The sequence below is a fragment of the Massilia sp. S19_KUP03_FR1 genome (assembly GCF_036688685.1).
Lineage (GTDB): Bacteria > Pseudomonadota > Gammaproteobacteria > Burkholderiales > Burkholderiaceae_D > JALYUM01.
Genome location: NZ_JAQQPS010000033.1, coordinates 1 through 26,384, shown reverse-complemented (window position 1 = coordinate 26,384; position 26,384 = coordinate 1). Strand labels below are relative to the sequence as shown.

Here is a 26,384-nt window from a genome sequence, read left to right as displayed (position 1 = left end):
TTTTGGGATGCACACTTGAATGGACCATTCAGTCAAATAAACCTGGAGTTTTTGCTACACTTTTACCTCTGGTGTAAATGAAATCAATCAAGTGAAGCGGGCAACGATGTCGATGGAAGCGGGTGTGGGGCAGGAACAGGGGCCGGAGCCGGATCAGCACGCGCATGCCGCCTTGCCAGGGGCGGCATTGGTGAAATTGTTCAACGAAACGCGCAAGCGGCTGGTCGAGACGGGAACCCGGAATCGCCTGGTGCACGTCAACCGCGCCAACGCGCGGGGGAATGTCGTCAATATTGTCAATGAGCGCGCCGGCGATGTGCACCTGATCTTGCAGGGCAAAAAAGCCATGCGGTTTTTGGCCATTGGCAAGGACAGCGAGGACGACGCGTCGGGCATCCAGCTGGCCGACGTCGGCCAGTTGGGATTCGACCCGGGCCGGTTGACCGATGCCCAACTCGAGACCCGGCTCGGCGCCGATGCGCTGCAACGCAAGCTGCTCAAAATCGCGCGCGAAGCGCAAACGGCAGAAGAAGAATCCGGGGTCAACATTCTGTACCTGGCGCTGGGTTTTCTGTCCTGGTACGAAGACAAGGCTTCCTCCATCGCGCGCGAGGCGCCGCTCGTGCTGTTGCCGGTAGAATTGGTACGCAACCCGCGCACCTCGACGTATGAGCTGCGCCTGCGTGAAGACGACGTGGTGACCAACCTGCCGCTGCAACAGCGGCTCAAGGACGATTTCGGCTTGCAGTTGCCCGAAATTGAGATCGATGACGCATGGTCGCCTGGTGCATATTTTTCCCAGGTCGTCACGAGCATCGCCAGCCACACGAACTGGAAAGTGGACGCCGACGCGATCCAGCTCGGCTTTTTTTCGTTTGCCAAGTTGCTGATGTACCGCGATCTGTCGGTCGATATGTGGCCGCATGGCGCCATTGCCGCGCACGCGCTCACGCGCGGTTTGTTGTACGAAGGGTTTGGCGCCGAGCCGGCGCTGTTTCCGGCGTCGGGCCGGCTTGACGACGTCCTGCCACCGGCGCAGATGTTTCACGTCGTTGACGCCGATGCCTCGCAAGCGCGGGTGATCGAGGAAGTGCGGGCGGGGCGCAACCTGGTGGTGCAAGGGCCACCAGGCACCGGCAAGTCGCAGACCATCACCAACATCATCGCCGCCGCCGTCAAGGATGGCAAACGGGTGCTGTTTGTCGCCGAAAAAATGGCCGCTTTGTCGGTCGTGCATGATCGTCTGGTGAAGGTCGGTCTGCGTGATATCTGTCTCGAACTGCACTCGCGCAACTCAAGCAAGATGGACGTGCTGGCCGAACTGGCAAGCACGCTTGGCGCCGCTGCGGCGATTCCGCTGGTGCCTGGTGCGCCGCAGGCATTGACGGCGGCGCGCGACAGCCTGAACGCCATCAGCGACGCATTGCACGCACCCATCGGTGCAAGCGGCGCCACGGCATTTTCCGTGCTTGGCCGCCAGATTCACTTCATGGGGCGGAACGTCGCGCCGCCAACCCTCGACCGTGCAGCGCTGCCCGACATGACCGAGACGGAGGAAGCGGCGGCCCGTGCTGCGCTGATGCAGTATGGCGCGCTGGCGGCGCAGGCGCGCACGAACCAGGACGATCCCTTTTCAGACGCGCGCAAACAGGATCTGCAGCCGGTGGAACTGGTGCGCCTGGCGGGGGCGGGTTTGACTGCTTCCCGCGCCGTCAACACTCTTGCTGAGGCGCTCGCGGCGCCAATCGATGCCCTGGCCCTGGACCTGTCGCCTTCGCTGCATGCCGCGCTGCGCATCCAGGATGTGCTGGCGCGCTTGAGCGGCTTTCCAGCGGGCACTGCAGAACTGGCCCAGTCCCTGCTGAACGCCGGCGACCTGGCCCGGTTGCGCGAGACGCTGGAGGCGGGTGCTGCATGGCGTCTTGAGCGGGATGGTGCCGACCTGGTATTTGTCGAATCGGCTTTTATCTACGACGCGGCGCGACTGCGTACGCCGCTCGTCGGCGGGGCGGGATCCATGCTTGCACGTTGGGGCGGCGCGTACCGCGAAGCATCGCAGCAGCTTGCCGGACTGTTGCGTAAACCGCTGCCTGATGTGGCAAGCGAGCGCGTTGTGCTGGTCGATCGACTGCTGCATATCGCCTCCTTGCGCCAGCGTTGGGAAGCGGATCAGGCGTACGCAGCCCCCTTGCTTGGCCTGGCCTGGCGCGCTGCGCTGAGCGACTTTACCGGGATGCTGGCGCTACTGGCCTGGGTCGACAAGGTCGCCGGCGCCGAACTGACCTGCCCGCCGGCAGCATTGATCCGGATCGCACAAGACGGGGCGCGCGTCAGCGCCATGCGGCAAGCAGTCGATCAGGCGGCAAGCCTGGTCCGGCGCGATGTGGGCGAACTGCTGGGCATGCTGGAAATCGATGCCGCTGCCTTTGTCCCGGGTGGAACGGAAGCGGGCCAACTCGCCGCCGTCGGCAGCCGCTGCGCGGCAATTGCGGCATCGACCCACCTCTACGCTGACTGGGCACTGGCGCAGCGCTTGTATGCCAGGCTGTGCGACAGTGGCTTCGAGGTCCTGGCAAACCGTATCCGGACGGGAGCGTTGACGGCCAGCGACGCATGCGACCAACTTGCCTATGCCCGCGCCGAAGCGCTGTGGGAACGTGCGAGATTGGCCTCGCCAGTATTGCGCGATGTATCTCAGGAAAAGCGCCATGCGCTGGTCGAGCGCTTCAGCGCGCTGGAGCGCGCGCGCTTGCAGGAAAATGTGACGACGATTCGCGCCGGACATTTGCAGCAACTGCCCTTGGGCGCGCAAGGCGAGATGAAAATCCTGCGCGGGGAAATGGGGAAAAAGCGCGGCCATCTGGCGCTGCGCCGCTTGTTCTCCCTCGCTGGCGAGGCGGTACAGCGCATCAAGCCGGTACTTTTGATGAGCCCGATCTCGGTGGCGCAGTTTTTGCCACCCGGGAAATTGCAATTCGACTTGCTGGTGATCGATGAAGCGTCGCAGGTGCGTCCCGAGGATGCCCTTGGCGCGATTGCCCGCGCCAACCAGATCGTCGTGGTGGGCGACCAGAAGCAGCTGCCGCCTTCGTCATTTTTCGACCGCGTGCTGTCCGACGATGCCACTGACGAGCAGGATGACGAAGACGGCGAACGCCCCGGCTTGCTGGGCAATGCTGCCGCGGCGGGATCGATGGAAAGCATACTGAGTTTGTGTGAAGCCCGTGGCTTGTCGGCGCGCATGCTGCAGTGGCATTACCGCTCACGCGACCCGTCGCTCATTGCCGTGTCGAACAGCGAATTTTACGAGGACGCATTGATTCTGCCGCCCTCGCCGTTGCAGAAGGATCCCGCATACGGTCTGTGCTTCACGCGCGTTGCCGGGGTGTATGACAAGGGCGGCAAGCGCGACAACCGCATCGAGGGCGAAGCGCTGGTGGCGCGGGTGGCTGAACATGCGCGGGTCGACCCGCAGCTGTCGTTAGGAATCGTCACGTTTTCGACCGCCCAACGCAACCTGATCACGGAGTTGCTGGAGTTGGCGCGGCGCGCCGACCCTGAGCTCGACGCGTTCCTGCGCGAGGGGCAGGCCGAAGACCTGTTTGTCAAGAATATCGAGAACGTGCAGGGTGATGAGCGTGACGTGATCCTGATCAGTGTCGGTTACGGCCCGGCCCAGCCTGGCGGGCGCCTGTCCTCGATGACCTTCGGCCCGGTCAACGCGGAAGGCGGCGAACGGCGCCTGAACGTGCTGTTCACGCGCGCGCGCGTGCGCTGCGAGATTTTTGCCTCGTTCGACCCTGGCGATATCGACCCCGGGCGCGCCACGCGCGATGGGACGCGCATCTTCAAGCGCTTCCTCGAATTCGCACGCGACGGCCGCATGACCGAAACGGCGGGTTCGGTTGGTGAAGCGGATAGCCCGTTTGAAGCCGATGTCGCACGGGTCGTGCAAGGCATGGGCTACATCGCCGATCCACAGGTCGGCTCGGCGGGATTCCGGATCGACATGGGGATTCGCCATCCGGCCAGGCCGGATACCTATATTCTTGCACTCGAGTGCGACGGCGCCACCTATCACAGCGCGCTCTGGGCGCGTGAGCGCGACCGTTTGCGCCAGGACGTGCTGGAAAGTTTGGGCTGGAATTTCCATCGCATCTGGAGCACCGACTGGTTCTACAATCGTGCGCTGGAAATCGAACGGCTACGCACTGCGCTCGATGCAGCGCGCCTGAAGGCGGACAGCGGAATCCGGATCAATGGCGCAAATTGGCACCGCCTGGTGCACGTGCCGGCAGCAGAAGATCGTTCCGGCGACGTTCCTGCGCCGGAGCAGATGCCCATGTTCGTTCCTGAAGCTGCGGCGGTGCGCATGCCGGCCTACCAGCGCGCACACTTTCCGGTCGAGGGCTACGCCGAGCCACACGACGCACCGCCCGCTGCGCTGGCCGAGCTGGTCTGGCGTATCGTTGCATTCGAAGGGCCGATTCATCTCGACGAAGTGGCGCGCCGGCTCGCTGCCTGCTTTGGCAAGGAGAAGGCGGGCTCGCGCATCCTCGCCGTCACGGCTGCGGCCCTCTCGGGAGCCAGGGCCGTGCATCGCGAGCTGTTGGGCGAAGACGATTTCTTTTACACGACCGGGCAAGCAACCGCGGCGCCGGTGCGTGACCGCTCGGCCGAGTCGGGCGCCACGCTCAAGGCCAAGCATATCGCTCCGCTCGAAATCAAGGCGGCGCTCGCGCTGGCGCGCCAACACAACGCTGGCGGCCTGGAAGCCGACGCGATCCGGTCGGCGGCAAACTTGCTGGGCTTTCGCCGCGTCGGTCCGGATTTGCAGGAGCGTATCGCAACAGTGAGCAGCGCAGGGGCGGTGACTGCGCAAGAAACCCCGCTCATCAACGGGCCTGGCACATTCTCCGTGCAGGTCGCCCTGTGCCGTGCTGTGCCGGCGCTGCTGGCGTCGATGCCTGCAATGCCTTGTCGCTTGCTGCTGCGCGCTGGCGGTATCGTTGCAGTCGAAGTCGAGAACACCGTATTTGGCAACCTGCCAAATACGGTGGGACAAGAGTTCTGCGATGCGGTGGTCGCGGGCGGCCTGAGCGATTACGCTACTTTTGCCTGCACAGGGCGCTTCAGGGCAGATGCCGGGGGAGTACCGGCACTGTGGCTGGATTTACCGGAAGCGTAACTGGCTCGTCCTCGCCGCCCGGAACAACAGTGCGCCAGTCATGCGGCCACGCTTACGCCGCGCCGGCGACGCTGAACACCCACGTGACGCCGAACCGATCCTTCAGCATGCCGTACAGCGGCGACCAGGGCGCCGGCGCCAGTGCTTGCAGGATGGTGGCGCCGTCTTGCATCTTGTCCCAGGATGCGGCGATGTCTGCCGTGGTATTGCTGCCGACGGTGACATAGTAGGCATTTTCACCGGCGTGCCACGGCAGGCTGGCAGGGGCATCGAAGGCCATCACGCGCAGGCCGCCGGGCGTCGCCACCTGGCCCCACATGACGTGGTTGGCTTCTTCTGCAGGATGCGGTTGACCGGCATCCTGGTAGGAGACCAGGGTGAGTGCGCCGTCGAACGCGGCCTGGTAAAACGCGAGCGCGGCGCGTGCGTTGCCGCGGAAATTGAGGTGGGGGGTGGCAGTCAGGGTCATGGCGTTTCCGGGTAAGTTGAAAGGAGACCCATCTTAGCCAGCGCTGCTGTCAATTTATGGCAGCATGCTGCGCTCCGGCACAAACTCCTGCTTGCGCCATTCCTTGAGCAGCGCTTGGCGGTGGCGCGGATAGCGTTCGGCCAGCGTGTCGGCCGCGGCGATGCGGTCGACGCGAAAATTGCGGAACGCGCCGCGCAGCTCGCACCAGCACATCAAGACCCGGGTCAGGTCGAAGTAGACCAGCGCGTAGGGCCACACCACGCGTTCAGACACGGTGCCGGACGGGTCACGGTAGCGGATCGACAGCTTGCGTTCGGCGCGGATCGCGGCCCGCAGCGGCGCCGCTGCCACCACGCCTTGCGCGACGGCCGGGCGCCCGAAACCGGGCAGCAGCGCCGAGGTCTGCGCCTCGCGCCGCAGTTCGGGCGGCAGCACGGCGGCCAGCTTGGCCAGGGCATTCGCGGCGCCCTGCGCCAGGGCAGGGTCGCCAAGGTCTGCCACGAGGCGCATGCCGAGCACCAGCGCGTCGAGTTCGTCGGCGCCGAACATCAGCGGCGGCAGCATGAAACCTGGCTGCATGACGTAGCCCACGCCAGCTTCGCCGGCAATGTCTGCCCCTTGCGCCTGCAGGCTGGCGATGTCGCGGTACAGCGTGCGGATGCTGACACCCGTTTCACGCGCGAGCGCCTGGCCGCTGACCGGCTGGCGGTGGCGGCGCAACACTTGCAGCAGGTGCAGCAGGCGTTCGGAACGGGACATGCTCAGACGCCGTGCGGCAAGCCCAGGTTGCGGTTGGCCGGCACTGCAATATCCATCAGCCGCGGTCGTGGCAAATCGAGCTGCCCCATCAAGGTGACGAAATCGGCCTGGCTGCGCCGGGCCAGGCGGGCATTGTGCTGGCGTTCCCAGCCAATGGTCGAGACCGACTGGCCCTTGTAATCGTGCGCCGGCCAGACCATGGTGGCATCCGGCAGCGTGAACAGTTTAGTGATCACGCTGTCGTACAGGCTGGCTGCGCTGCCGCCCTGGAAATCGGTGCGCCCGCAGCCGTCGATTAACAAGGTGTCGCCGGTAAACAGGTTGCCGCGCCACAGGTAGCACATGCTGCCGGCGGTGTGGCCGGGCGTGTGCAGCACCTGCACCGTTTCGCCGAGGCCGAAGCGGATCACGTCGCCGTCAATGAGTTGCACCAGGGCTGGCGCAATGCCGCAGCCGCTCGGTACGGCCGAGATGGCGCCGGTGCGCTGGCACAGTTCGCCGGCCGAGGTGACGTGGTCGGCATGCGCGTGCGTTTCGAGCACGTACGTCAATTGCAAATCGAGGCGGCGCAGGTGCGCCAGGTCGCGCTCGACGTGGTGGTCGACCGGGTCGATCAGCACGGCGGCGCGGCTGGCCGGGTCGACCAGCAGGTAGGTGAAGGTCGACGAGGCAGCGTCGAACAGCTGGATCGGATAGTGTTTCATATCGGTAGGATTCTCGTTGTGGGACGCTCGGCCAGCGCCGTCCAGGAGGTGAAATGGCGCCAGTCGACGGTCATGCTCGGTCCGATGCAGTGGTGACGATCCTGCCATTATAGGTGCGCCAGGCGGTCGGTAACAGCATCAGCAGATCGCCACTGACCTATGCGCGGGAACTTCTCCTACGTCAATAACTGATTGCGGCAGGCACAATAGCGGAAACAGACAGTACCGTGCGACTGTCGCATTCTTGCAAGGGAACTACCATGAAAACCAAACTGACTGCCGGCGTATTCGCCATGTTGTGCGCGGGCGCCGCCTTCGGCCAGAGCCACTCGGTCGTGAATTACTCGAACCCGCCGGGCGACACCGCACAAAGCAAGGCCGCCATCGATGCGACCCCGTCGCAAAGTGCGACGGCACAGAAGAACACCAACAAGGCAGGCGATTCAAACGCCGGCCAGGCCGGCAAATCGAAAGCCACCAAGCCGAAGAAAATCGCCAGCGCCAAGGGCGCCAAAACCAGCGCCGGCACCAGTGCCGAAGCGGCCATGGAAACGCAGCCGTCCGAGAAATCGGGCAGCACCGTCGAGCAGAAGGCGTTTGATGTTTCGCCGGCACAGAGCGGCAAGTGAATTGGCGGAAGGCAGAAAGAGTCGAACTTACATGGGGACGGCTGACGCCCCCAACCGGGTTTGAAGCCCGGCCACACCACCGGATGTGATTGCCCTCCGTTGTACATCTACTAAAACCAACCCCGGTCAGGCAGCTGCATCGGGGTTTGTTTCTTCCGGCCACGTTGCGTTTGGACGCAGCAAGTGCCGGTTTTGTATGCGCCGAGTATAGCCGGTTCGGTCGAAATACTCCAATACCTGTACCGCCCGCTTGCGTCCGAGGCCGGTCGCATCGCGAAAACTCGCCGTTTCGCCATCGCTCGAGGTGGCGATCAGGCGCGCCAGCGCGGCCAGCGAACGCGGGTGATAAAACAGGTCCGTCACTACCTGGTTGAGCAGGCCGGCGCGTGCCAGCTTGCGCAGCAGGCGCCGCACCTCGTCTTCCGGCAGGGATTGCGTCGCGGCCAGGTCGCGCACCCACGGTGGATCGAAACGGCCGCTTTCCAGCAGCGCCATCAGGATCGCGCCGGTGGCCTGTTCCGCTTCGGTCAGCTCGACGCTGTGCGATGGCAGGTGCAGGCGGTTGGCGCTGGCGCGCAATAAACCTTGCTCGAGCAGCGTGGTCAGCAGCCCGGTCCAAAGCGCCTCGTCGGCATCCGGATACACCATGCGTTTCAAATGCCAGCGCTCCGGTCCCACATCGTCCGGCACGCGCGCGTGGAACGCGGCGATGGCGTCGATGACCTTCTGCTGCAGCGGCGCCAGCGTGGCCGGGTCGATCAGCAACTGGTCGCCGCCAGCGAGCGGCAAGCGCAGCGTGGCGGCGGACAGTGTCAGCGCTTCCGGCGCCAGTTGTGTCAGGCGCACCAGCAGCGACAGGCGCAGGCCGGCCGGGGCGCTTGCCAGCAAGGCGGCCGCGTCCTGGTCGAGCGCGAAACGGCGCAGCGCCGCCAGCCACGCGAGGCGCGCCGGACTGCGCCGCTTGCGCGCGGCGCCGAACGGGTCGAGCACGACGCCACCGCCGATGGTCAGCGTGGCCTGCGCGTTGCGCAACACGAAGCGGTCGCCCGGCACGGCGTGCACCGGCGTGTCGAACACCAGCTGCACCAGCGTTTGGGTCGAAGCGGCATCATCGAGCGGCACCAGGTGCGCCAGGTGGTGGGCCGCGCCCAGGTGCACGTGCACCGGCATCCAGGCCGTCAAGGCGGGTGCATCGGCGCCCAGCGTGATATCCGCATCGAGTCGTTCCGAGCACGCGGCCAGGCTTGGGGCCACCAGCCAGTTGCCGCGTTCGATGTCGCCCTTGGCGATGCCGGCCAGGTTTAAGGCCAGGCGCTGGCCGGCGTGGCCGCTGTCGGCGGCCTGGTTCTGGGCGTGGATGGCGCGCACCCGCACGGTTTCTCCGCCGGGCGCCAGCACCAGGCTGTCACCCACCGCCACGCTGCCCGACAGCGCCGTGCCGGTGATGACGGTGCCGCGCCCGGCCAGCACGAAACTGCGATCGACGCCGAGGCGGAACAGTTTGTCCTGCCCGTGGCCCGGCAAATCGGCCGCCACGCTGTCGAAATAGGCCAGCAAGCCGGCCACGCCGGGGTCCTGCGGGTCGGTGGCGTTGGTGCGAAACAGTGGCGCGCCATCGAACGGGGTATGCGCCAGCAGCATGGCGATATCATTTTCGACCTCGGTCAGTCGCGCACCATCGGCGCGGTCAGCCTTGGTGATGGCGACCACCGCGCGCGTAACGTTCAGGTGGCGCAGGATGGCCAGGTGTTCGCGTGTTTGCGGCATGATGCCGTCGTCGGCGGCCACCACCAGCAAGGCCAGGTCGATGCCGGTAACGCCCGAGGCCATGGTGCGGATGAATTTTTCGTGGCCCGGCACATCGATGATGCCGAGCCGTTCGCCACTGGCCAGGGCGCAGTAGGCGTAGCCCAGCTCGATCGAGATGCCGCGTGCTTTTTCTTCCTTCAGGCGGTCGGTGTCGACCCCCGTCAGTGCGCGCGTGAGCGTGGTTTTGCCATGGTCGATGTGGCCGGCGGTACCGACGATCATGCGGCGAGCTGGTGCAATTGCGCCGAGAAATCGGCCACGTGACCCTCTTCCAGGCAGCGCAGGTCGAGCCAGAGCGCGTCGTCCTGGACGCGGCCGATGACCGGGCGCGGCAGGGCGCGCAGGCGCTGCTCGAGGCGTCCCAGCGGATTACCGCGCTGGCGACTGGCCGGGCGCATCACCAGGCCGTAGCTGGGCAACACGTTGACGGGCAGGGCGCCGCTGCCGATCTGGCTGGCCATCGGCTCAGCCGTGACGATCCAGTCCGCACCCAGCAGCGTCTGAAACTGCGGCAGCAAGGTCGCGGCGATGGCTTGCATCTGGCCGGCGGGCCGGGTCAGCAGGCGCAGCGTGGTGAGGCGCTCGGCCAGCAGGTCCGGCGCGCGGTACAGGTTCAGCACGGGTTCCAGCGCGGCGAGGGTCAGCTTGCCGACCCGCAGCGCGCGTTTTAAAGGGTGTTTTTTGATGGCGGCAATCAGGTCGGCGCGCCCGGCGATGATGCCGCACTGGGGGCCACCCAATAGCTTGTCGCCGCTGAAGGTGACCAGATCGGCGCCGGCGGCGATGGTTTCGCGCACCGTGGTTTCGTGCGGCAGGCCGTAGCGTTCCAGGTCGACCAGGGTGCCACTGCCCAGGTCCACGGCCACCGGGATGCCGCGCGCACGCGCCAGCGGCACCAGCTCATCGAGCTCGATCGCCTTGGTAAAGCCTGTGATGGCGTAATTGCTGCAATGGACCTTCATCAGCAGCGCGGTATCGGGGCCGATTGCGTCGTCGTAATCGTGCAGGTGAGTGCGGTTGGTGCTGCCGACTTCGCGCAGCACGGCGCCGGCCCGGCTCATGATGTCCGGGATGCGGAACGCGCCGCCAATTTCCACCAGTTCGCCGCGCGAGACGATCACTTCCTTGTGCGTGGCCAGCGTGGCCAGCAGCAGCAGCACGGCGGCCGCATTGTTGTTGACCACCGTGACGGCTTCGGCGCCGGTCAAGGCCAGCAACTGTTCTTCGACCAGGCTGTCGCGGTCGCCGCGCTTGCCGGTCTCGATGTCCCATTCCAGGTTCATCGGCCAGCGCATCGCGTCGACCACGGCGGCAATGGCTTCGTCGGGCAACAGTGCGCGCCCGAGGTTGGTGTGCAGCACGGTGCCGGTCAGGTTGTAAAGCGGGCGCATCGACGATTCATTGTCGTGCGCCAGCGCGGCGGCGACCTGCACCAGCACCGCGTCAAGCGAGGTGTCGGCGGCCGGCGCCGCGCGCAGCGTGTCGAGCACGGCGCGCACGGCATTCGTGGTCTGCTCGCGGCCGTATTGCTTGACCAGTGGCTGGCACTGCGGCTGCGCCAGCAGCACGTGCACGGCAGGCAAGCGCCGCTGGGACGCAGTCGAAGGCACCTCCAGCGGCGCCGTCATTACACTTCTTCCTTCAACCACAGCAGCGGATTGCCGCTGGCGCGGGCATAACCCAATTCCGACACCAGCACGTCAAGCGTCAGGCTGGCCAGGTCATCGGCCAGCGGGTCGATATTGTAATCGTGCTCTTGATTAAATATCTTCCTGTAGGTATGGCAGCTGTCACAGGTTTCTGCGCGCGCCATCTTGGTTGGGTCGGACAGTTTATTGAGTCGCGTCTGGCCGTGCGTATCCGGATCGATGGCGCCCGCTTCCGGGGTATCGAAACCGGTGATGGACTGGTACTGGATCTTTTCGTTGTGTTCGCAGCACGAACACTTGACCCGCACCATGTGCCATTCGCTGGCGCACAGGGAGCAGTGCAGGTAGCGGTAACCCTGCGACTGGCCGCCGATGCGGATCACGCTGGCAACCGGGTGCGAGCCGCACACAGGGCACAAGGTACCGGTGATCAGCGGGCTGGCCCAGCTGACGTCGAGCTGCGCCGCCATGATGGTCCAGCACACTTGCAGGCTGGCGGCGACGAACGGTGCGGCCAGGGTATCGACGCCATCGGTGGCGCCGTCGAGCACCAGGTCGGCAATGCCTTCCAGCTCGGCGCTGCCGAGAGCGCGCAGGTGCGCCAGGGCCGGGGCCATCTGGGTGGCAACGTGCGCATCGCTCTCGAGCGCAGCGAGCAGCTCGGCGAACACGGCGCGCCATTCGGCAGGACGCGCGCCGCTGGCAGGCAGCGGCGGCATATTGTGGTTGTGCGCTTGTTGCATCAGCTGGTCGGCGGGCAAGGTAATTCCCAGCGCGCCACGTTGGGCGACGACGTTGGCCTGCGCGTCGACCAGTGCGGCCATGGCCAGCAGGTAGCCGCTGTAGCCCGGCTCGACCGGAATGGCCTCGATCTGGTTGGCGGCGAGCTGGCGCAAGCGCGTGGCGCGCGCCGTAAACAGAGCGGCTGGCTGTGGCAGGTGCAGACGGATGATGGCGTTGTGATCGAGCGTTTCGATCTCGCCGGGTTGCAGCAGACGTTGTACCAAGGTATTCCCCAAATGAAAAAGCCGGACCGCGTTGATTGCGGCCCGGCATATTTTAGTGCAGAAGCGCGTTAGTCGCTCAGTGCGCGTCGTGTTTCGACTGCGCCGCGTGCATCTCGGCAGCCGTTTCGGTTTTGATACCGGCACGTTTCTCGTCCTGCATCACCTGCTCGAACCACAGCGGATGGTGCTTGCGCGCCCAGCCATAGGTGACGGTGCCGCGCACCATCGCGCCGACCGCGCCCTTGATCCACAAACCTGCGTAGATGTGGACGATGATCGAAACGATGATGACGAACCCGAAGAAGGCGTGGATCAGGCTGGAGAATTGGCGCAGACCGATCGGGAAGTATGCCGAAAAGTAGGCGCGCCAGATCACGATGCCAGAAAGCAACAAGCCGACCATGCAGGCAATCAGCACAAAGAACAGGATCTTCTGGCCGGCGTTGTAACGGCCGACCTTCGGGAGCTTTTCTTCACGGTTGTGCAACACGTCACCGATTTGCTTGAGCCACTGCTTGTCCTGCTTTTCCAGCAAGTTGTGATGCCAGAAACGGATCACCAGCCAGCCGAACGAGACGAACATCAGCACACCCAGGAACGGGTGCAGGATGCGGGTCCATTGTCCGCCGCCGAGGAACACGGCCATCCAGGCCATGGCCGGATGGAACATGGCCAAGCCGGAGATTGCCAGCAGGATGAACAGAATCGCCGTCACCCAGTGGTTGCTGCGCTCGTTCGGACGGTAGCGTTCGATCAACGGATTGCCATCGACGTCATGGCGGGCGTCCGGTTGGACGCGGTGGGCATCAGGCCTCATGGTTGTCCTCCGCGTTTTTCGTTACCCGTTCACCCTTGATCTCACGGGCCGCTTCCAGCGCTTCGGCTTCCTCGACCTTTGTGACCTCGTTCGGTCCGATGCGCGAATAGTGGAACCAGCCCGCTACTGCGGCCGCTGCCATACCGGCCAGCGCCAGCGGTTTTGCAGCACCTTTCCAGAGACCAACCATCGGGCTGATCTTCGGATTCTTGCGCAGGCCGCTGTACAGCGTTGGCTTGTCGGCATGGTGCAGCACGTACATCACGTGCGTACCGCCGACACCCAGTGGATCGTACAGGCCGGCGTTGGCGTAACCGCGCGACTTCAAGTCCTCGATGCGCTCGGCAGCGTGGACTTTCATGTCTTCCTTGGTGCCGAACACGATGGCGCCGGTCGGGCAGGTTTTCACGCATGCCGGTTCTTGGCCGACGGCCACGCGATCCGAGCACAGCGTGCACTTGTAGGCGCGGTCATCGACTTTCGAGATGCGCGGCACGTCGAACGGGCAACCGCTGACGCAGTAACCGCAGCCAATGCAGTTTTCCTGTTGGAAATCCACAATGCCGTTGGTGTACTGCACGATCGCGCCCGGCGCCGGGCAGGCTTTCAGGCAGCCCGGGTCTTCGCAGTGCATGCAGCCGTCCTTGCGGATCAGCCACTCGAGGTTGCCGTCGTCCTTCTCCACTTCCGAGAACTTCATCACGGTCCACGATTGCGGGGTCAGGTCGATCGGGTTGTCGTACACGCCGATGTTGCTGCCGACGTCGTCGCGCAGATCGTTCCACTCCATGCAGGCCGTCTGGCATGCCTTGCAACCGATGCATTTGGATACATCGATCAGTTTGGCGACCGCACCAACGGCAGGCGAGCGTGCAACGGGTGGCTGCACAGTCGTCGCCGACATGCGCTTGATATCTAATGATTGCAATGCCATAAATTTCTCCCTATGCCTTCTCGACTTTCACCAGGAACGACTTGAATTCCGGTGTCTGCGAATTACCGTCACCCACCACTGGTGTGAGGGTGTTGGTGAGATAGCCCGGTTTCGTGAGTCCCTTGAAACCGAAGTGAATCGGGAGGCCGACCGTGTGCGTCATTTTGCCGTCGATCAGCAGCGATTTGATCCGCTTGGTCACCACCGCTTTGGCCGTAATCGTGCCGCGCTTGGAGGAAACCCGGACTTTGTCGCCATTCGCAACGCCGATATCTTTTGCCAGACCCTCGCCGATTTCCACGAACTGTTCCGGCTGGATGATGGCATTCAGGCGTGCATGCTTGCTCCAGTAGTGGAAGTGCTCGGTCAAACGGTAGGTGGTGGCCACGTGCGGATAGTCCTTGGCCGTGCCCATCTGCGCACGGTCGCCCGGGAACACCCGTGCCGCCGGATTGCTGGTGGCGCGCGGATTATTCGGGTGCATCAAGTTCTTGCCGACCGGATTTTCAAACGGTTCGTAATGCTCGGGGAACGGCCCCTCATTCAACATGCCGCGTGCGAAGAAACGTGCCACACCTTCGCCGTTCATGATGAATGGGTTCATGCCATTTTCCGGCGGTTCGTCCGCCTTGAAATCCGGCACGTCCGCGCCGGTCCAGGCCGTGCCATTCCAGCCAATCAGTTTCCTGGTTGGATCGAACGGTTTGCCCTTGGTGTCGCAGGACGCACGGTTGTACAGGATGCGGCGGTTGGCCGGCCAGGCCCAGGCCCAGTTCAGCGTATTGCCGATGCCGGTCGGGTCGCTGTTGTCACGGCGACCCATCTGGTTGCCCGCGGCGGTCCAGCTGCCGGCGAAAATCCAGCAACCCGACGAGGTCGAACCATCGTCCTTGAGCTGGGCAAAGCCAGCGAGCTGCTCGCCTTTTTTCAGCATCACCTTAAGCGGATCTTTTGGATCCGGAATTTCCACAAGCGCCTTGCCGTTGAACTCCATCGCGATTTCTTCCGGCTGCGGACTCATCGGACGGGCATACGGCCAGGTCAGGTTGACGATCGGATCGGGGAACTTGCCGCCATCCTTCTGGTACATCTTGCGCATGCGCATGAAGAGACCGGACATGATTTCCAGGTCGCTTTTCGCCTGGCCCGGTGGCTCCGAACCTTGCCAGTGCCACTGCAGCACGCGCGAGGACGACACCAGCGAACCGCGTTCTTCGGAAAACACGGTGGTCGGCAGGCGGAACACTTCGGTCTGGATCGCTTTCGGATCGACGTCGTGGAATTCGCCGTGGTTCTTCCAGAATTCCGCCGTTTCGATGGCCAGCGGATCCATGACGACCAGGAACTTCAGCTTGGACAGGGCTTCCTGTACCTTCTGCTTGTTCGGCGCCGACGCCAGCACATTGAAGCCCTGGCAGATGTAGCCGGTCATTTTGCCTTGGTGCATCAGTTCGATGGCCTGCAGCAAATCGTAAGGCTTGTCCAGCTTTGGCAGGTAGTCGAACGCGAAGTTGTTGTCGGCCGTGGCCGCATCGCCCCACCAGGCTTTCATCAGCGAGACGTGGAACTTTTTATAGTTGCTCCAGTAGCTCAGCTGGTTCGGACGCAGCGGCTTCGAGGCGCGCGCCTCGATGTACTTGCCGAAATCCTGTTCCGCTTCGAACGGCAGCGTCATGTAGCCCGGCAGCAGGTTCGACATCAAACCGAGGTCGGTCAGACCCTGGATGTTCGAGTGCCCGCGCAGCGCATTCATGCCGCCGCCGGCGATGCCGATGTTACCGAGCAGCAGTTGCACCATCGCGCCGAGGCGGATAGTTTGCGCGCCGGTCGAGTGGTGCGTCCAGCCCAGTGCGTACAGGATGGTACCGGCGCGACCAGGCACGGCGGTCGACGCGAGGGCGTCTGCCACCAACTGGAATTGCGCAGGTTTCACGCCGCAAATCTTTTCCACCATCTCCGGCGTGTAGCGGGAGTAGTGTTTTTTCATCAACTGGTAGACGCAGCGCGGGTCTTGCAGGGTCGGATCGACCTTGGCAAAACCGTCTTCGCCCATCTCGTAATTCCAGCTGGCGCGGTCGGCATACTTGCCGGCTTTTTCGTCGTAGCCCGAGAACAAACCGTCATTGAACGCAAAATCTTCGCGCACGATGAAGGACATGTCCGTGTAATTGCGGACGTACTCGTGCTGAATCTTGTCGGTGGTCATCAAATAATTGACGATCGCGCCGAGGAAGACGATATCGGTACCAGTCCGGGTGGCGACGTAATGGTCGGCCACGGAGGCAGTACGGGTAAAACGTGGATCGACAACGATCAGCTTGGCTTTGTTATGCGCCTTCGCTTCGGTGACCCATTTGAAACCACACGGGTGTGCTTCAGCGGCATTGCCGCCCATGACCAGAATCACATCGGCATTCTTGATGTCGACCCAATGATTCGTCATCGCTCCACGGCCAAACGTCGGGGCAAGACCTGCCACCGTCGGTCCGTGTCATACACGCGCCTGGTTATCGAACGTCAACATTCCCAGCGAGCGAATGGTTTTGTGCGTCAGGTAGCCGACTTCATTCGACGATGCCGATGCAGCCAGCATACCCGTCGTGAGCCAGCGGTTGACGGTTTTGCCGTCCGCATTCTTCTCGATGAAATTGGCGTCGCGGTCTTCCTTCATCAGCTTGGCGATGCGGGTGAGCGCGTCGTCCCAGGAGATCGGGCTCCACTCGGTCGCGCCCGGTGCGCGGTATTCCGGCACGGTGAGGCGGTTCGGGCTGTGGATGAAGTCGATCAGGCTGGCGCCTTTCGGGCACAGGGTGCCGCGGTTGACCGGGTGGTCGGCATCGCCTTCGATGTGGATGATGCTGGCGGCGGCATTTTTTGCGCCATCGCCAAGACCGTACATCAAAATGCCGCACCCGACCGAGCAATACGGGCAGGTGTTGCGGGTTTCAGTCGTGCGCGCGAGCTTGTACTGCCGGACTTCGGCATATGCCGTAGCCGGAGCGAAGCCGAGCGCCGCGATACTGGAAGCCGCGATGGTGGCGCCAGTTACCTTTAGGAACTGGCGGCGTGACATCTGGTTCATAAGAGGGGCCTCTCTAGGGGGGAAATCTAAAAGTAAAACGGGCAGAGTTTAACATCTGGTGCAAAATTTCGTTGATGACGGTGACCTACATCAAGGATATGCGCGAAAATAGGGCGTTTCAAAAGTGTACTCCCATATTTTTCTTGACTGCAACAAAAGTTTTCCGTAGGGGCAGTGTGCGCTTTTTCACCATTTCTTATTCAAAACATGAATCCTGCCGAACCGAACGACGCGTCTGCTTTGCATCTTCCTGCGCCTGCTGCTGAGCAAACCGTGCTGCGCCTGCGCGGCGGCGTCGCCACCGATGCGATGGATCACCTTGCCGAAGAAGTGCCGGTGGCGCTGGTCTACAACGGCATTTCGCATGCGGTAATGATGGCCACGCCGCGCGACCTGGAGGCGTTCGCGCTGGGGTTTTCGCTGACCGAGGCGATTATCGACAACGCTGCCGAGTGTTATGGCATCGACATCGAAGTGGGGGAGGCGGGCGTGGCCGTGCACCTGGAGATCGCCAGCCGCGCGTTCGTCGCCTTGAAAGAGCGGCGCCGCTCGCTCACCGGGCGCACCGGCTGCGGCCTGTGTGGGGTGGACAGCCTCGACCAGGTCTATCGTAGCTTGCCGGTGCTGACGCGGCCGGCGCCGCTGGCCCGCTCCGCCATCGTGCGCGCGCTGGCGGGATTGAAAGGTGAACAGCCTTTGAACCGCCTGACTGGTGCGACGCACGCGGCGGCGTGGTGCGGCGGCGACGGTTCGCTGTTGATCGTGCGCGAAGACGTGGGCCGCCACAATGCGCTCGACAAGGTGATTGGCGCCATGGCGCGCCTGCCGGCGCGCGATCCGGCCGGTTTCATGCTCATCAGCAGCCGGGTCAGTGTCGAGATGGCGCAAAAGACCGCGATGGCGGGCGTGGCGGCGCTGGTGGCGGTGTCGGCCCCGACGGCGGCAGCGATCCGGCTGGCCGAGGGGTGCGGCATGACGGTCATCGCGTTCGCGCGCGGGGAGGATTTTGTCTGTTACGCCAACCCGGCCGGGCTGCTGCTGGATTGATGCCGGCGGTGCTGCGGTGGGGGCCGCTCTTTCAGGCGATCCGCGCCCGGCGGTCAGGGCGGGTTGGTCGACACCAGATGCCCGACGTCCGCGCCTCGGCGCAGACCCGCAAAGCGCGACGCAAAATCGGGATGCTGTCGAGTTGTGTAGAACGAGGTGGGGCGAAGGACGTGCCGCGAACGGAAGACGGTCGCGAGCACGCCGGGCGCTTTTAGAAGAACGTGTTAAACAGGAGCATGTCGACTTTGGACCCACTGGCGACGCCTGCGAAGGAGACCGGCAGACCACTGCCGAAGTCCAGATCGCCATCGCCAGTGACCTGGCCTGCTTCGTAGATCGTGCCATCGCACGTCAACCGGATGTAGCCCACCACATCGTGATTGATGCACATGCGCAAAATCGAAAATTTGCCGTCGGCCGGCAATTTGAAATTCGCCACCGGGTTTCCACCATCGCCGCCATATCTGGAATTTCCGATTTGAATCGAATCGATTTGCGTGCCGCCTCTGATCACCACTTGCTTGCCACCGGTATCTTGAATGGAACTAAAACTTCCGCCTTTGCCACCGAATGACATCTGCTTTTTGCCTGCCAATGCTTCCATAACGCCTCCTGGGTAGATTATAAAAATCAACCGGAATTGGCGGACGGTGTGTCCTCCGAACAAAGCGCATTCGACCGCGCCGCAGGTCTCTGCCTGGCGGGTCAGAAGTCAGCGCTTTGCGCTACTTCAATTCACATTGTGAACCGAGCTTAACAGTGCAAAAGGATGCTCAAAACATAGGGAGGAGATGTTTGATTTGGCTCAAACCAAACGCAGATTAGTCAAACGATAACCGATGCACCACCAAAAATGCCATGCGCTTTAAACATCGCAGCCACGGTTCGTGTGATCTGCAAGAAGCCGTTGTAATCAGTTGATCGATCCACTCGCTGCGTACAGACCCCGGCGTCGCACTTGGCCGGACAAAAATCAGCGCGGCGATGAGGTCGATCCGAGCCGACTTGGCGCCGCCGGACGTGTGCGCGAACCGGCAATCACAATCAACGCGCTTCAAAGCATTAACTAGTATGCGGGTGCAATTTGTGTTCATCTATCGAAATCCCCGCAGTGCCGAGATTTATACCGTCACAATCCAGAACGGGTTTTAATGTTGTACTTTCCGGGCCTACCCTTACTCTGTATCCGAAGCGGAAGTTTTTGCAACACGCCAGGGCATATTTGGATTGCCGATCTCTCGCAATCTATGGTAGCGTTGTTCAATCGATCAAGCATCAGTCGCCATCCAGTTTTTTACCTGATTACCAGAATTGCGAACATCCGGCCATCACAGCGCCTGCATCAGTACGCTTACTGATCTCTAATTTTAGGAAGATAATCAAATGTCTCGTCAATTTGTCGATACGCGCAAGGCAGTTTCATTGCCGCATGTTAATCCTCGCTGCATTTTTCTTCCCAATATTTGGGATGGACTGCTAGGAAGCAACGATAAAACAGAGTACGACTACAGGTGGCATGTTTCGTGCGTAACAGATAAAGGAAACGGTAAAGTCCAATCGTTCCATATTTCGTTCTACTATCAAGAGAATGATAAACAAGGGATGATTACCTGGAAATATAACTCAACAGACGATATTTACCACCCCGTTGCCGAAGTACATGGAAATCGAGATAACGTAACGTGGATCGCAGCGGCCAGCAGGACGTACGAAGGATGGATGTATAAGCAAGCGAATAAAATGGCCAAGAAGGCTTGGAAACATTTTGGAGGAAAAGAAATAAAGGACGCACAAGCGACTATTTCCGCAGCGCAAATTGTACAACAGGCAGCGGTGATTTCGGCTGTGGTTGCCAGCGCAGTAACGACCACGCCTGCAGCGGCGGCAGCGCAAGGAGCAGCAGGCGCTAGCACACCCAAGTAGCTGTTGCGCGCTACCGTTGTAGCGAAGCTTTCAGCACAGATAAAACATCAGCTGCTATAGGCGTCGCAACTGCATTCACTATTCCCACGCCACTTCCTGCGATGGCGACGGCTGATAAGATGGTCGCAAGCTCGGCGCGGCCCTCGTCGGGTTGCAGGATACGCGTAGTCCGATGTTAAGTGCGGCGGTTACACCAGTGCCCGCCGCATGCAGCCAGCAGACCGGCGCCAGCCCATGCCCCTGCCGATTTCGCGGTGGCCGACCCGTGGAAGCCCACCATGTCGACCCAGGCGAGCGTGTCGATATTGATGCTGCAATACAGCCCGAGCAGGAACAGCGCGAGGAAAGTGCGCGCCGTGCCGCTGGTGCTCCCGAGCAGGCTGGCAAAGGCGGCCAGCGCGAACACGCCCGCCAGCAGCGCGCCGCCGCGCACGGGATCGGCTGCCGCCAGACGCCAGGCCACCAGGCCGGTGAACAGCCATCCCAACCAGCACGTTGCCGCCAGCTGGCGCCAGTAGCGGCGAGCGGCGCCGCCGGGCACGGCGCCGGTGAGACTGGCGCAGGCCGCGTCGCCGTCGCGCGTCGACAGGTCCGCAATCAGCACGCCCCAGCACGCCACGCAGCCCAGCGCCAGGGCGCCCAGCGCCGGCGTGGGCAGCGCCACGGCCAGCACCTGGGCTGCCAGCAACAAGGCGATGGCGGAGGGTGCGGCGCTCAGGGTCAGCGCGATCTCGCCCACGGTTTGTCCGGCGCCGCCGGGCAGGCGGGCAGCCAGCAAGAACAGCGGCTGGGTCAGGCGGGAGAGTGGGCGCAGAGCGCTGTCGACCAGCGCCAGCGGCGAGCGGCGCGCGCGTGCGCGCGCCGGCCGCACGCGATCCGGCGAGAAGCGGTGGAATACCCGCAGCGCCAGTAGCAAGGGCAGCAATGCCAGCAGCGCGCTGATGCAGCGCATTCCCGCCAGCGAGGGGGTCCACAGTGTTGGCGGCAGGGTCAGCGCCGCCTGGCTGCGCTCGAAATCGGCGATGCCGAGCATGGTGTGGTGCACGTCGAGGTAGGGCGCCATGGACGTAATCAGTGCGGTCATGCCCATCATGTCGGCCGCGAGCGCGCTTGGTGCGCCGTGCGCGGCAGTGGCAAGTAACGCGATTTGCGCGGTCCAGATGCAAAAAAATAAGAGATCGCCCGCCTTGCCCATCAGCGGCGCCCAGCTGTCGAACAGGGTCGCGCAGGCGGCGGTGAACAGCGCCATCGGTCCCAGCACCAGCATGTAGGTTTGCAGGTAGACCACCAGCTCGATCGGTCCCTCGCCACGCACCAGGTGGCAGGCCAGCACGGTGAGCATAAACGCGCCGGTCAAGGTGGCCAGGTACAGCACGGCGCCGCAAAAGCGGGCCACCAGGAACAGCATGCCGCCGTGGGTGCTGGCACCGATCACGGCGCCGATCCCGCAGCGCAGGTCTTCGGCAGCGCGGCCGCGCAGCAGGAAGAAACCTGCGATCATGAACAGCAGCGTCGCCATCGATGCGGTGCCGACCGCCAGCGCCGCACTGGTGTAGCGCACCCGTGCGCCATGGCTGGCGATCATGGTCATGCCGCTGGCCGGGTCGACCACGATCAGCCAGGTCAGCACCACCACCGCCAGCACCGTCACCAGCGTGGCCGGGCGGCGCACGCGGGTGCGGGTTTCGATCCAGGCCAGGGTGGCGATCGTCTCCATATCCGCGCGCTTCATGCCGGCTCCAGCACCGCGTAGCGCTGCGCCATCAACGCTTCTTCCAGGTTCGGTTCGGACAGTTGCGCGCCAGGGCAGGGCGGGTGCGGATGGGCGATGCGCAGCGCCACCTTCTCGCCCTGACGCAGCGCCTGCAGGACATGCGTGCTGGCGCGCAGGTGGTCAACCTCGGCCGCGTCGACACTGGCCGCCCACACCTGGCCGCGCGCACGGGCCAGGATCTGCTCCGGCGTGGCGCAAGCGACCAGCCGGCCGCTGCGCATGATGGCCAGCTGGCCGGCGATGGTTTCGACGTCGGACACGATGTGCGTCGAGAGGATCACGAGCTTGTCGCAACCCAGGTCCGCGAGCAGGTTGCGAAAGCGCAGGCGCTCCTCCGGATCGAGGCCGGCGGTGGGTTCGTCGACCACCAGGATGTCCGGGTCGTTGAGCAGCGCCTGGGCGATGCCGAGGCGGCGCAGCATGCCGCCGGAGAAGGTGCTGGCCATGCGCCCGGCCTGCTCGTGCAGGTTCACCAGTTCCAGCAGGCGGCGCACGCGCGCCGGGTCGCGCACGCCCTTGAGCGCCGCAAAATACTGCATGAATTCGAGCGCCGTCAGGTTGCGGTACACGCCGAAGTCCTGCGGCAGAAAGCCCAGGCGGCGGCGGATGGTCTCCGGCCGTTTTGCGATGTCGACACCATCGAACAGGATGCGCCCGCTGGTCGGTGCGCTGAGCGTGGCGATCATCTGCATCAGCGTGGTTTTGCCGGCGCCGTTGTGGCCGATCAGGCCAACCACGCCCGGCGCCAGGCGCAGCGACAGGTCGGCCACGGCAGTGACGCCCTTGCCGAAAGTTTTGGTGACGTTCTGCAGCTCCAGCAGGGATGACATGGCACGGCTCCGGACAGTGGGAATACATCACTGTAGAGCGCGGCCATGGCGCCGATCGTCGTTGCGCGACAGGCGGCATGTTTCACGGTATGAATGGTCATCGTGCGCGCTGGGCTGGTCCGGCGCGCGCTTATTTCAGTGCCGAGTAGCCGGTGGGTACCAGGAAGGAATTTTCGATGCGCTCCACGATGGGCGCCTGCGCTTCCGACGCGGCGCGCGCGGCCAGCCAGGCCGGATCGGCCGAGAAGGCGCCCCAGCGGGTTTCGCGCTCGGCCAGGCTGTCCCATTCCAGCATGTAGGTCAGGGCGTGGTTGCTGGCGCCGACCAGCGTGGTGAAAAAGCCGACCTGGCGGATGCCGTATTTTTCCCAGAATGCCAGCGTGGTGTTTTCAAAACGCGCATTGAGCGCAGGGAGCCGGCCGGGCAGGCAGTGGTAGACGCGCAGTTCGATGATCATGGGTTTCCTTGATGAGGGTGTGGCCAAATTATAACGTCGTCCTGCAGACGATCCGGTGCAGGCTGGATTGGTATGATGGCGCCCTTGGCACACCGAAGGCAGACCTTGGACGAGCAGGGATTTTTATTGACGCGGCACTGGCGCGATACGCCGCACGGGACCGAGGTCGACCTCTGGGTCGCCACGGACGCCGGCGCGCGCGTGTTGCGCCTGCCGCTGCAGACGGCGGTCGCGTTCATCCCGCTGGCCCAGAAAGAGCAGGCCGAACAGGTGTTGCACGGCGAACGCGATGCCGACCTGCGCCCACTATCCCTGCTGGACTTCCAGCACCGGCCCGTGTTCGGCCTGTATTGCAGGCAGTACCGCACCTTGCTGAAACTGGCCCAGCGCCTGCGCGAGCACGGCGTCGATGTCTACGAAGCCGATATCCGCCCGCCCGAACGCTACCTGATGGAGCGCTTCATTACTGCACCGGTGAGTTTTAGCGGGCAGCCCGGCCCCGGCGGCGCACTGCTCGACTGCGTGCTCAAGCCGGCCGCCGGCGCCTACCGCCCGACCCTGACGCTGGCCTCCTTCGATATCGAAACCACCCAGCGCGGCGAACTGTATTCGATCGCGCTCGAAGGCTGCGGCCAGCGCGACGTCTACATGCTGGGCCCACCGAACGGCGACGCCAGCGAGGTCGACTTCAACCTGGTCTACCTCGACACCCGCCAGCAGTTGCTGGAAGCCTTCATCGGCTGGGTCGCGCGCCACGACCCGGACGTCCTCATCGGCTGGAACGTGATCCAGTTCGACCTGCGCATCCTGCAGCGCCACGCCGACCAGTTCCACCTGCCGCTGGCGCTTGGCCGCGACGGCAGCCCGATGACGTGGCGCGAACATGGCGCTCGCCAGGGCCACTTTTTTGCCGGTATCGCCGGCCGCCTGGTGGTCGACGGCATCGAGGCCCTGAAAAGCGCCACCTGGAGTTTTCCATCCTTTAGCCTGGAGAACGTCGCGCAAACGCTGCTGGGCGAAGGCAAGGCAATCGACAACCCGTATGACCGCATGGCCGAAATCAACCGCCGCTTCGCCGAGGACAAGCCGGCGCTGGCGCGCTACAACCTGAAGGACTGCGAACTGGTCACCCGCATTTTTGATCACACCGATCTGATGACCTTTTTGCTCGAGCGCGCCAGCGTCACCGGTCTGGCGGCCGACCGCAGCGGCGGTTCGGTCGCCGCGTTCGAGCACCTGTACATGCCGGTCATGCATCGCCAGGGCTTTGTTGCACCCAACCTGGGCGACGTGGCGGCGGCCGACAGTCCGGGCGGCTTCGTGATGGCATCGCGCTCGGGGTTGTACGATTCGGTGCTGGTGCTGGACTACAAAAGCCTGTACCCGTCGATCATCCGCACCTTCCTGATCGACCCGGTCGGCCTGGTCGAGGGTATGCGCAGCACTGACCCCCGCGAGACGGTCGATGGCTTCATGCAGGCCCGCTTCTCGCGTACCAAACACTGCCTGCCGGCCATCGTGAAACAGATCTCGGAAGGGCGCGACGCCGCCAAGCGCGCCCACAACAAGCCGCTCTCGCAGGCTTTAAAAATCATCATGAACGCGATGTACGGCGTACTGGGCACCCCCGGCTGCCGTTTTTTCGACCCGCGCCTGGCCTCGTCGATCACCATGCGCGGCCACGCGATCATGCACCAGACCCGCGCCCTGGTCGAAGACGATGGTTACCAGGTGATCTACGGCGACACCGATTCGACCTTCGTCTGGCTGGGCCGCGCCCATACCGACGAGGAGGCCGACGCCATCGGCCGCGCAATTGTGGCGCACGTGAATGCCTGGTTCACGGCCCACCTGGGTAGCGAGTACGGTCTGAGCAACGCCATGGAACTGCAGTACGAAACCCATTACCGGCGCTTCCTGATGCCCACCATCCGCGGTTCCGACGAGGGCAGCAAGAAGCGCTACGCCGGCCTCGCACGCGGCCCCGGTGGCGCCGATGTCATGGTCTACAAAGGCCTGGAGACGGTGCGCTCGGACTGGACGCCTCTGGCCCGGCAGTTTCAGCAGGAACTGTACGGCCGCATTTTTCGTGGCCAGCCCTACCGCGACTACCTGCAGCAATATGTGCGCGACACGCTCGCCGGTGCGCAGGACGACTTGCTGGTATACCGCAAGCGCCTGCGCCGCACGCTCGACGACTACGAGCGCAACGTGCCGCCGCACGTGCGCGCCGCGCGCAGTGCCGATGCGTTCAACCTGGCCCATAGCCGCCCGCTGCAATACCAGAACGGCGGCACCATCGCCTACCTGATGACCACCGCCGGCCCGCAGCCGCTCGAAGCAGTCAGCGCGCCGATCGACTATGCGCACTATATCGAACGCCAGTTGCAGCCAATTGCCGACGCCATCCTGCCCTTTGTCGACGACGATTTCACCTTGCTGACCAGCCCCCAGCAAACCCTGTTCTGACGCGGGTGTGTTTCGGTGAAGCTGGCACTGCTTTAAAATCAGCAAATAATTCCAACGTGGCGCGCCAGGGTGGCGGGCTTGCGCCATAATGATTGTCATACAGCAATGAGATGAAGCAATGACCCTTGGACCGCGTGTACGCATTTCTGACCAATCTGGCAACGCCGCTGCGCCCGCGCGGCGCGGCCCGGTCATGTTGCGCGCCATGCTGTCGCTGAGCCGGCGCCGGCCGCTGGTGCTGGCGCTGTTCGTGTGCGCTTTGGCACTGGCCGCCACGTGGGGCGCCTGGCGCATCGCCCATCAGCAGTTCGAGCGCTACTGGCAGGCCCAGTTCGATGTCGAAGCGCGCCAGGGCGTGCGCCGGCTGGAAGAGCGCATGGCCACCTACGAACAGGTCGAGCGCGCCACCCAGGCTTTCCTGCTCGGGTCGATGCAAGTCTCGCGCGCCGACTTCCACCTGTTCGTCGACTCCGTCAAGCTGGCGCAGCGCTTCCCGGGCATCCAGGGCATCGCCTTGTCCGAACTGGTCCAGCCGGCGCAGCTGCCGGCCCACCTGGCACGCATCCGTGCCGACGGCTTGCCCGACTACGCGATCCGCCCCGCTGGCCTGCGCACCCTGTACAGCAGCATCACCCACATCGAGCCGTTCACCGGCCTGAACCTGCGCGCCACCGGCTTCGACATGCTCACCGATCCCACCCGCCGGCGCGCCCTGGAGCGCGCGCGCGACAGCGGCCAGGCGGCGGCCTCCGGCAAGGTGCGCCTGATCCAGGAAAACGGCCGCAATGTGCAGTCCGGCTTCGTGATGTACATCCCGGTGTACCGGCGCGGGGGGGG

19 protein-coding genes and 1 tRNA gene are annotated in these 26,384 nt (G+C 63.7%); 6 read left to right on the top strand and 14 right to left on the bottom strand.

From position 1 onward, the window contains the following. Window positions 1–91: 91 nt before the first annotated feature. A complete protein-coding gene (locus tag V6M87_RS25300; RefSeq protein WP_332879451.1) occupies window positions 92–5,188 on the top strand; it encodes a DUF3320 domain-containing protein in 5,097 nt (1,698 codons plus the stop codon). A 52-nt stretch (window positions 5,189–5,240) separates the two neighbouring features. Here the strand turns inward: V6M87_RS25300 and V6M87_RS25295 are convergent, their stop codons facing one another. From V6M87_RS25295 to V6M87_RS25285, 3 genes are read right to left on the bottom strand one after another with little or no spacing between them, the layout of a single operon-like run. Continuing rightward, window positions 5,241–5,657, bottom strand: coding sequence for a VOC family protein (locus V6M87_RS25295; protein WP_332879450.1), 417 nt, complete (start codon window positions 5,655–5,657; stop codon window positions 5,241–5,243). A gap of 54 nt (window positions 5,658–5,711) precedes the next feature. Further along, complete coding sequence (locus V6M87_RS25290) at window positions 5,712–6,416, bottom strand: helix-turn-helix transcriptional regulator (protein WP_332879449.1); 705 nt, start codon at window positions 6,414–6,416, stop codon at window positions 5,712–5,714. 2 nt (window positions 6,417–6,418) lie between these two features. Continuing rightward, window positions 6,419–7,120 carry an MBL fold metallo-hydrolase gene (locus V6M87_RS25285; RefSeq protein WP_332879448.1) on the bottom strand — a complete coding sequence of 234 codons (702 nt, stop codon included), beginning with the start codon at window positions 7,118–7,120 and terminating at the stop codon, window positions 6,419–6,421. 260 nt (window positions 7,121–7,380) lie between these two features. Here V6M87_RS25285 and V6M87_RS25280 point away from each other — a divergent pair, with 260 nt between their 5' ends. Continuing rightward, on the top strand, window positions 7,381–7,749 hold the full coding sequence (locus tag V6M87_RS25280; protein ID WP_332879447.1) for a hypothetical protein: 369 nt from the start codon (window positions 7,381–7,383) through the stop codon (window positions 7,747–7,749). 2 nt (window positions 7,750–7,751) lie between these two features. Here V6M87_RS25280 and V6M87_RS25275 read toward each other — a convergent pair. From V6M87_RS25275 to fdnG, 7 genes are all read right to left on the bottom strand, one after another. Beyond that, window positions 7,752–7,847 (bottom strand) — tRNA-Sec (locus V6M87_RS25275). 28 nt (window positions 7,848–7,875) lie between these two features. Then, window positions 7,876–9,780 (bottom strand): selenocysteine-specific translation elongation factor, encoded by a 1,905-nt coding sequence (gene selB / locus V6M87_RS25270; protein ID WP_332879446.1) that lies wholly within the window; start codon window positions 9,778–9,780, stop codon window positions 7,876–7,878. Further along, window positions 9,777–11,186 (bottom strand): L-seryl-tRNA(Sec) selenium transferase, encoded by a 1,410-nt coding sequence (gene selA, locus V6M87_RS25265; RefSeq protein WP_332879445.1) that lies wholly within the window; start codon window positions 11,184–11,186, stop codon window positions 9,777–9,779. The genes selB and selA overlap by 4 nt, the downstream gene beginning before the upstream one ends. Then, window positions 11,186–12,214 (bottom strand): formate dehydrogenase accessory protein FdhE, encoded by a 1,029-nt coding sequence (fdhE, locus tag V6M87_RS25260; RefSeq protein WP_332879444.1) that lies wholly within the window; start codon window positions 12,212–12,214, stop codon window positions 11,186–11,188. The genes selA and fdhE overlap by 1 nt, the downstream gene beginning before the upstream one ends. A 76-nt stretch (window positions 12,215–12,290) precedes the next feature. Next, complete coding sequence (locus V6M87_RS25255) at window positions 12,291–13,031, bottom strand: formate dehydrogenase subunit gamma (RefSeq protein ID WP_332879443.1); 741 nt, start codon at window positions 13,029–13,031, stop codon at window positions 12,291–12,293. Continuing rightward, window positions 13,021–13,965 carry a formate dehydrogenase subunit beta gene (fdxH, locus tag V6M87_RS25250; protein WP_332879442.1) on the bottom strand — a complete coding sequence of 315 codons (945 nt, stop codon included), beginning with the start codon at window positions 13,963–13,965 and terminating at the stop codon, window positions 13,021–13,023. The genes V6M87_RS25255 and fdxH overlap by 11 nt, the downstream gene beginning before the upstream one ends. A gap of 10 nt (window positions 13,966–13,975) precedes the next feature. Beyond that, on the bottom strand, window positions 13,976–17,047 hold the full coding sequence (gene fdnG / locus V6M87_RS25245) for a formate dehydrogenase-N subunit alpha (RefSeq protein ID WP_332879441.1): 3,072 nt from the start codon (window positions 17,045–17,047) through the stop codon (window positions 13,976–13,978). A gap of 207 nt (window positions 17,048–17,254) precedes the next feature. Between fdnG and fdhD the strand changes: the two genes are divergently transcribed. Beyond that, the gene (gene fdhD / locus V6M87_RS25240; protein ID WP_332879440.1) at window positions 17,255–18,094 is read left to right on the top strand and encodes a formate dehydrogenase accessory sulfurtransferase FdhD; all 840 of its coding nucleotides are present in this window, start codon (window positions 17,255–17,257) and stop codon (window positions 18,092–18,094) included. 211 nt (window positions 18,095–18,305) lie between these two features. On the opposite strand, the gene V6M87_RS25235 is transcribed toward fdhD, so the two are convergent. Next, window positions 18,306–18,698: a hypothetical protein gene (locus V6M87_RS25235; protein ID WP_332879439.1), complete on the bottom strand. Its 393-nt coding sequence runs from the start codon at window positions 18,696–18,698 to the stop codon at window positions 18,306–18,308. Between the two features lie 779 nt (window positions 18,699–19,477). On the opposite strand from V6M87_RS25235, the gene V6M87_RS25230 reads away from it, so the two are divergent. Further along, window positions 19,478–20,017 (top strand): hypothetical protein, encoded by a 540-nt coding sequence (locus V6M87_RS25230; protein WP_332879438.1) that lies wholly within the window; start codon window positions 19,478–19,480, stop codon window positions 20,015–20,017. 175 nt (window positions 20,018–20,192) lie between these two features. On the opposite strand, the gene V6M87_RS25225 is transcribed toward V6M87_RS25230, so the two are convergent. The 3 genes from V6M87_RS25225 to V6M87_RS25215 form a co-directional block, all read right to left on the bottom strand. Then, window positions 20,193–21,749, bottom strand: a complete 1,557-nt coding sequence (locus V6M87_RS25225; RefSeq protein ID WP_332879437.1) for a hypothetical protein — start codon at window positions 21,747–21,749, stop codon at window positions 20,193–20,195. Then, on the bottom strand, window positions 21,746–22,621 hold the full coding sequence (locus V6M87_RS25220) for an ABC transporter ATP-binding protein (protein WP_332879436.1): 876 nt from the start codon (window positions 22,619–22,621) through the stop codon (window positions 21,746–21,748). The genes V6M87_RS25225 and V6M87_RS25220 overlap by 4 nt, the downstream gene beginning before the upstream one ends. 130 nt (window positions 22,622–22,751) lie before the next feature. Next, the gene (locus tag V6M87_RS25215) at window positions 22,752–23,078 is read right to left on the bottom strand and encodes an NIPSNAP family protein (protein ID WP_332879435.1); all 327 of its coding nucleotides are present in this window, start codon (window positions 23,076–23,078) and stop codon (window positions 22,752–22,754) included. Window positions 23,079–23,183: 105 nt separating this feature from the next. Here V6M87_RS25215 and V6M87_RS25210 point away from each other — a divergent pair, with 105 nt between their 5' ends. Both V6M87_RS25210 and V6M87_RS25205 read left to right on the top strand, forming a co-directional pair. Continuing rightward, window positions 23,184–25,547 (top strand): DNA polymerase II, encoded by a 2,364-nt coding sequence (locus V6M87_RS25210; RefSeq protein ID WP_332879434.1) that lies wholly within the window; start codon window positions 23,184–23,186, stop codon window positions 25,545–25,547. 118 nt (window positions 25,548–25,665) lie between these two features. Further along, the coding region (locus V6M87_RS25205; protein ID WP_332879433.1) for a CHASE domain-containing protein at window positions 25,666–26,384 on the top strand (719 nt) is incomplete at its 3' end.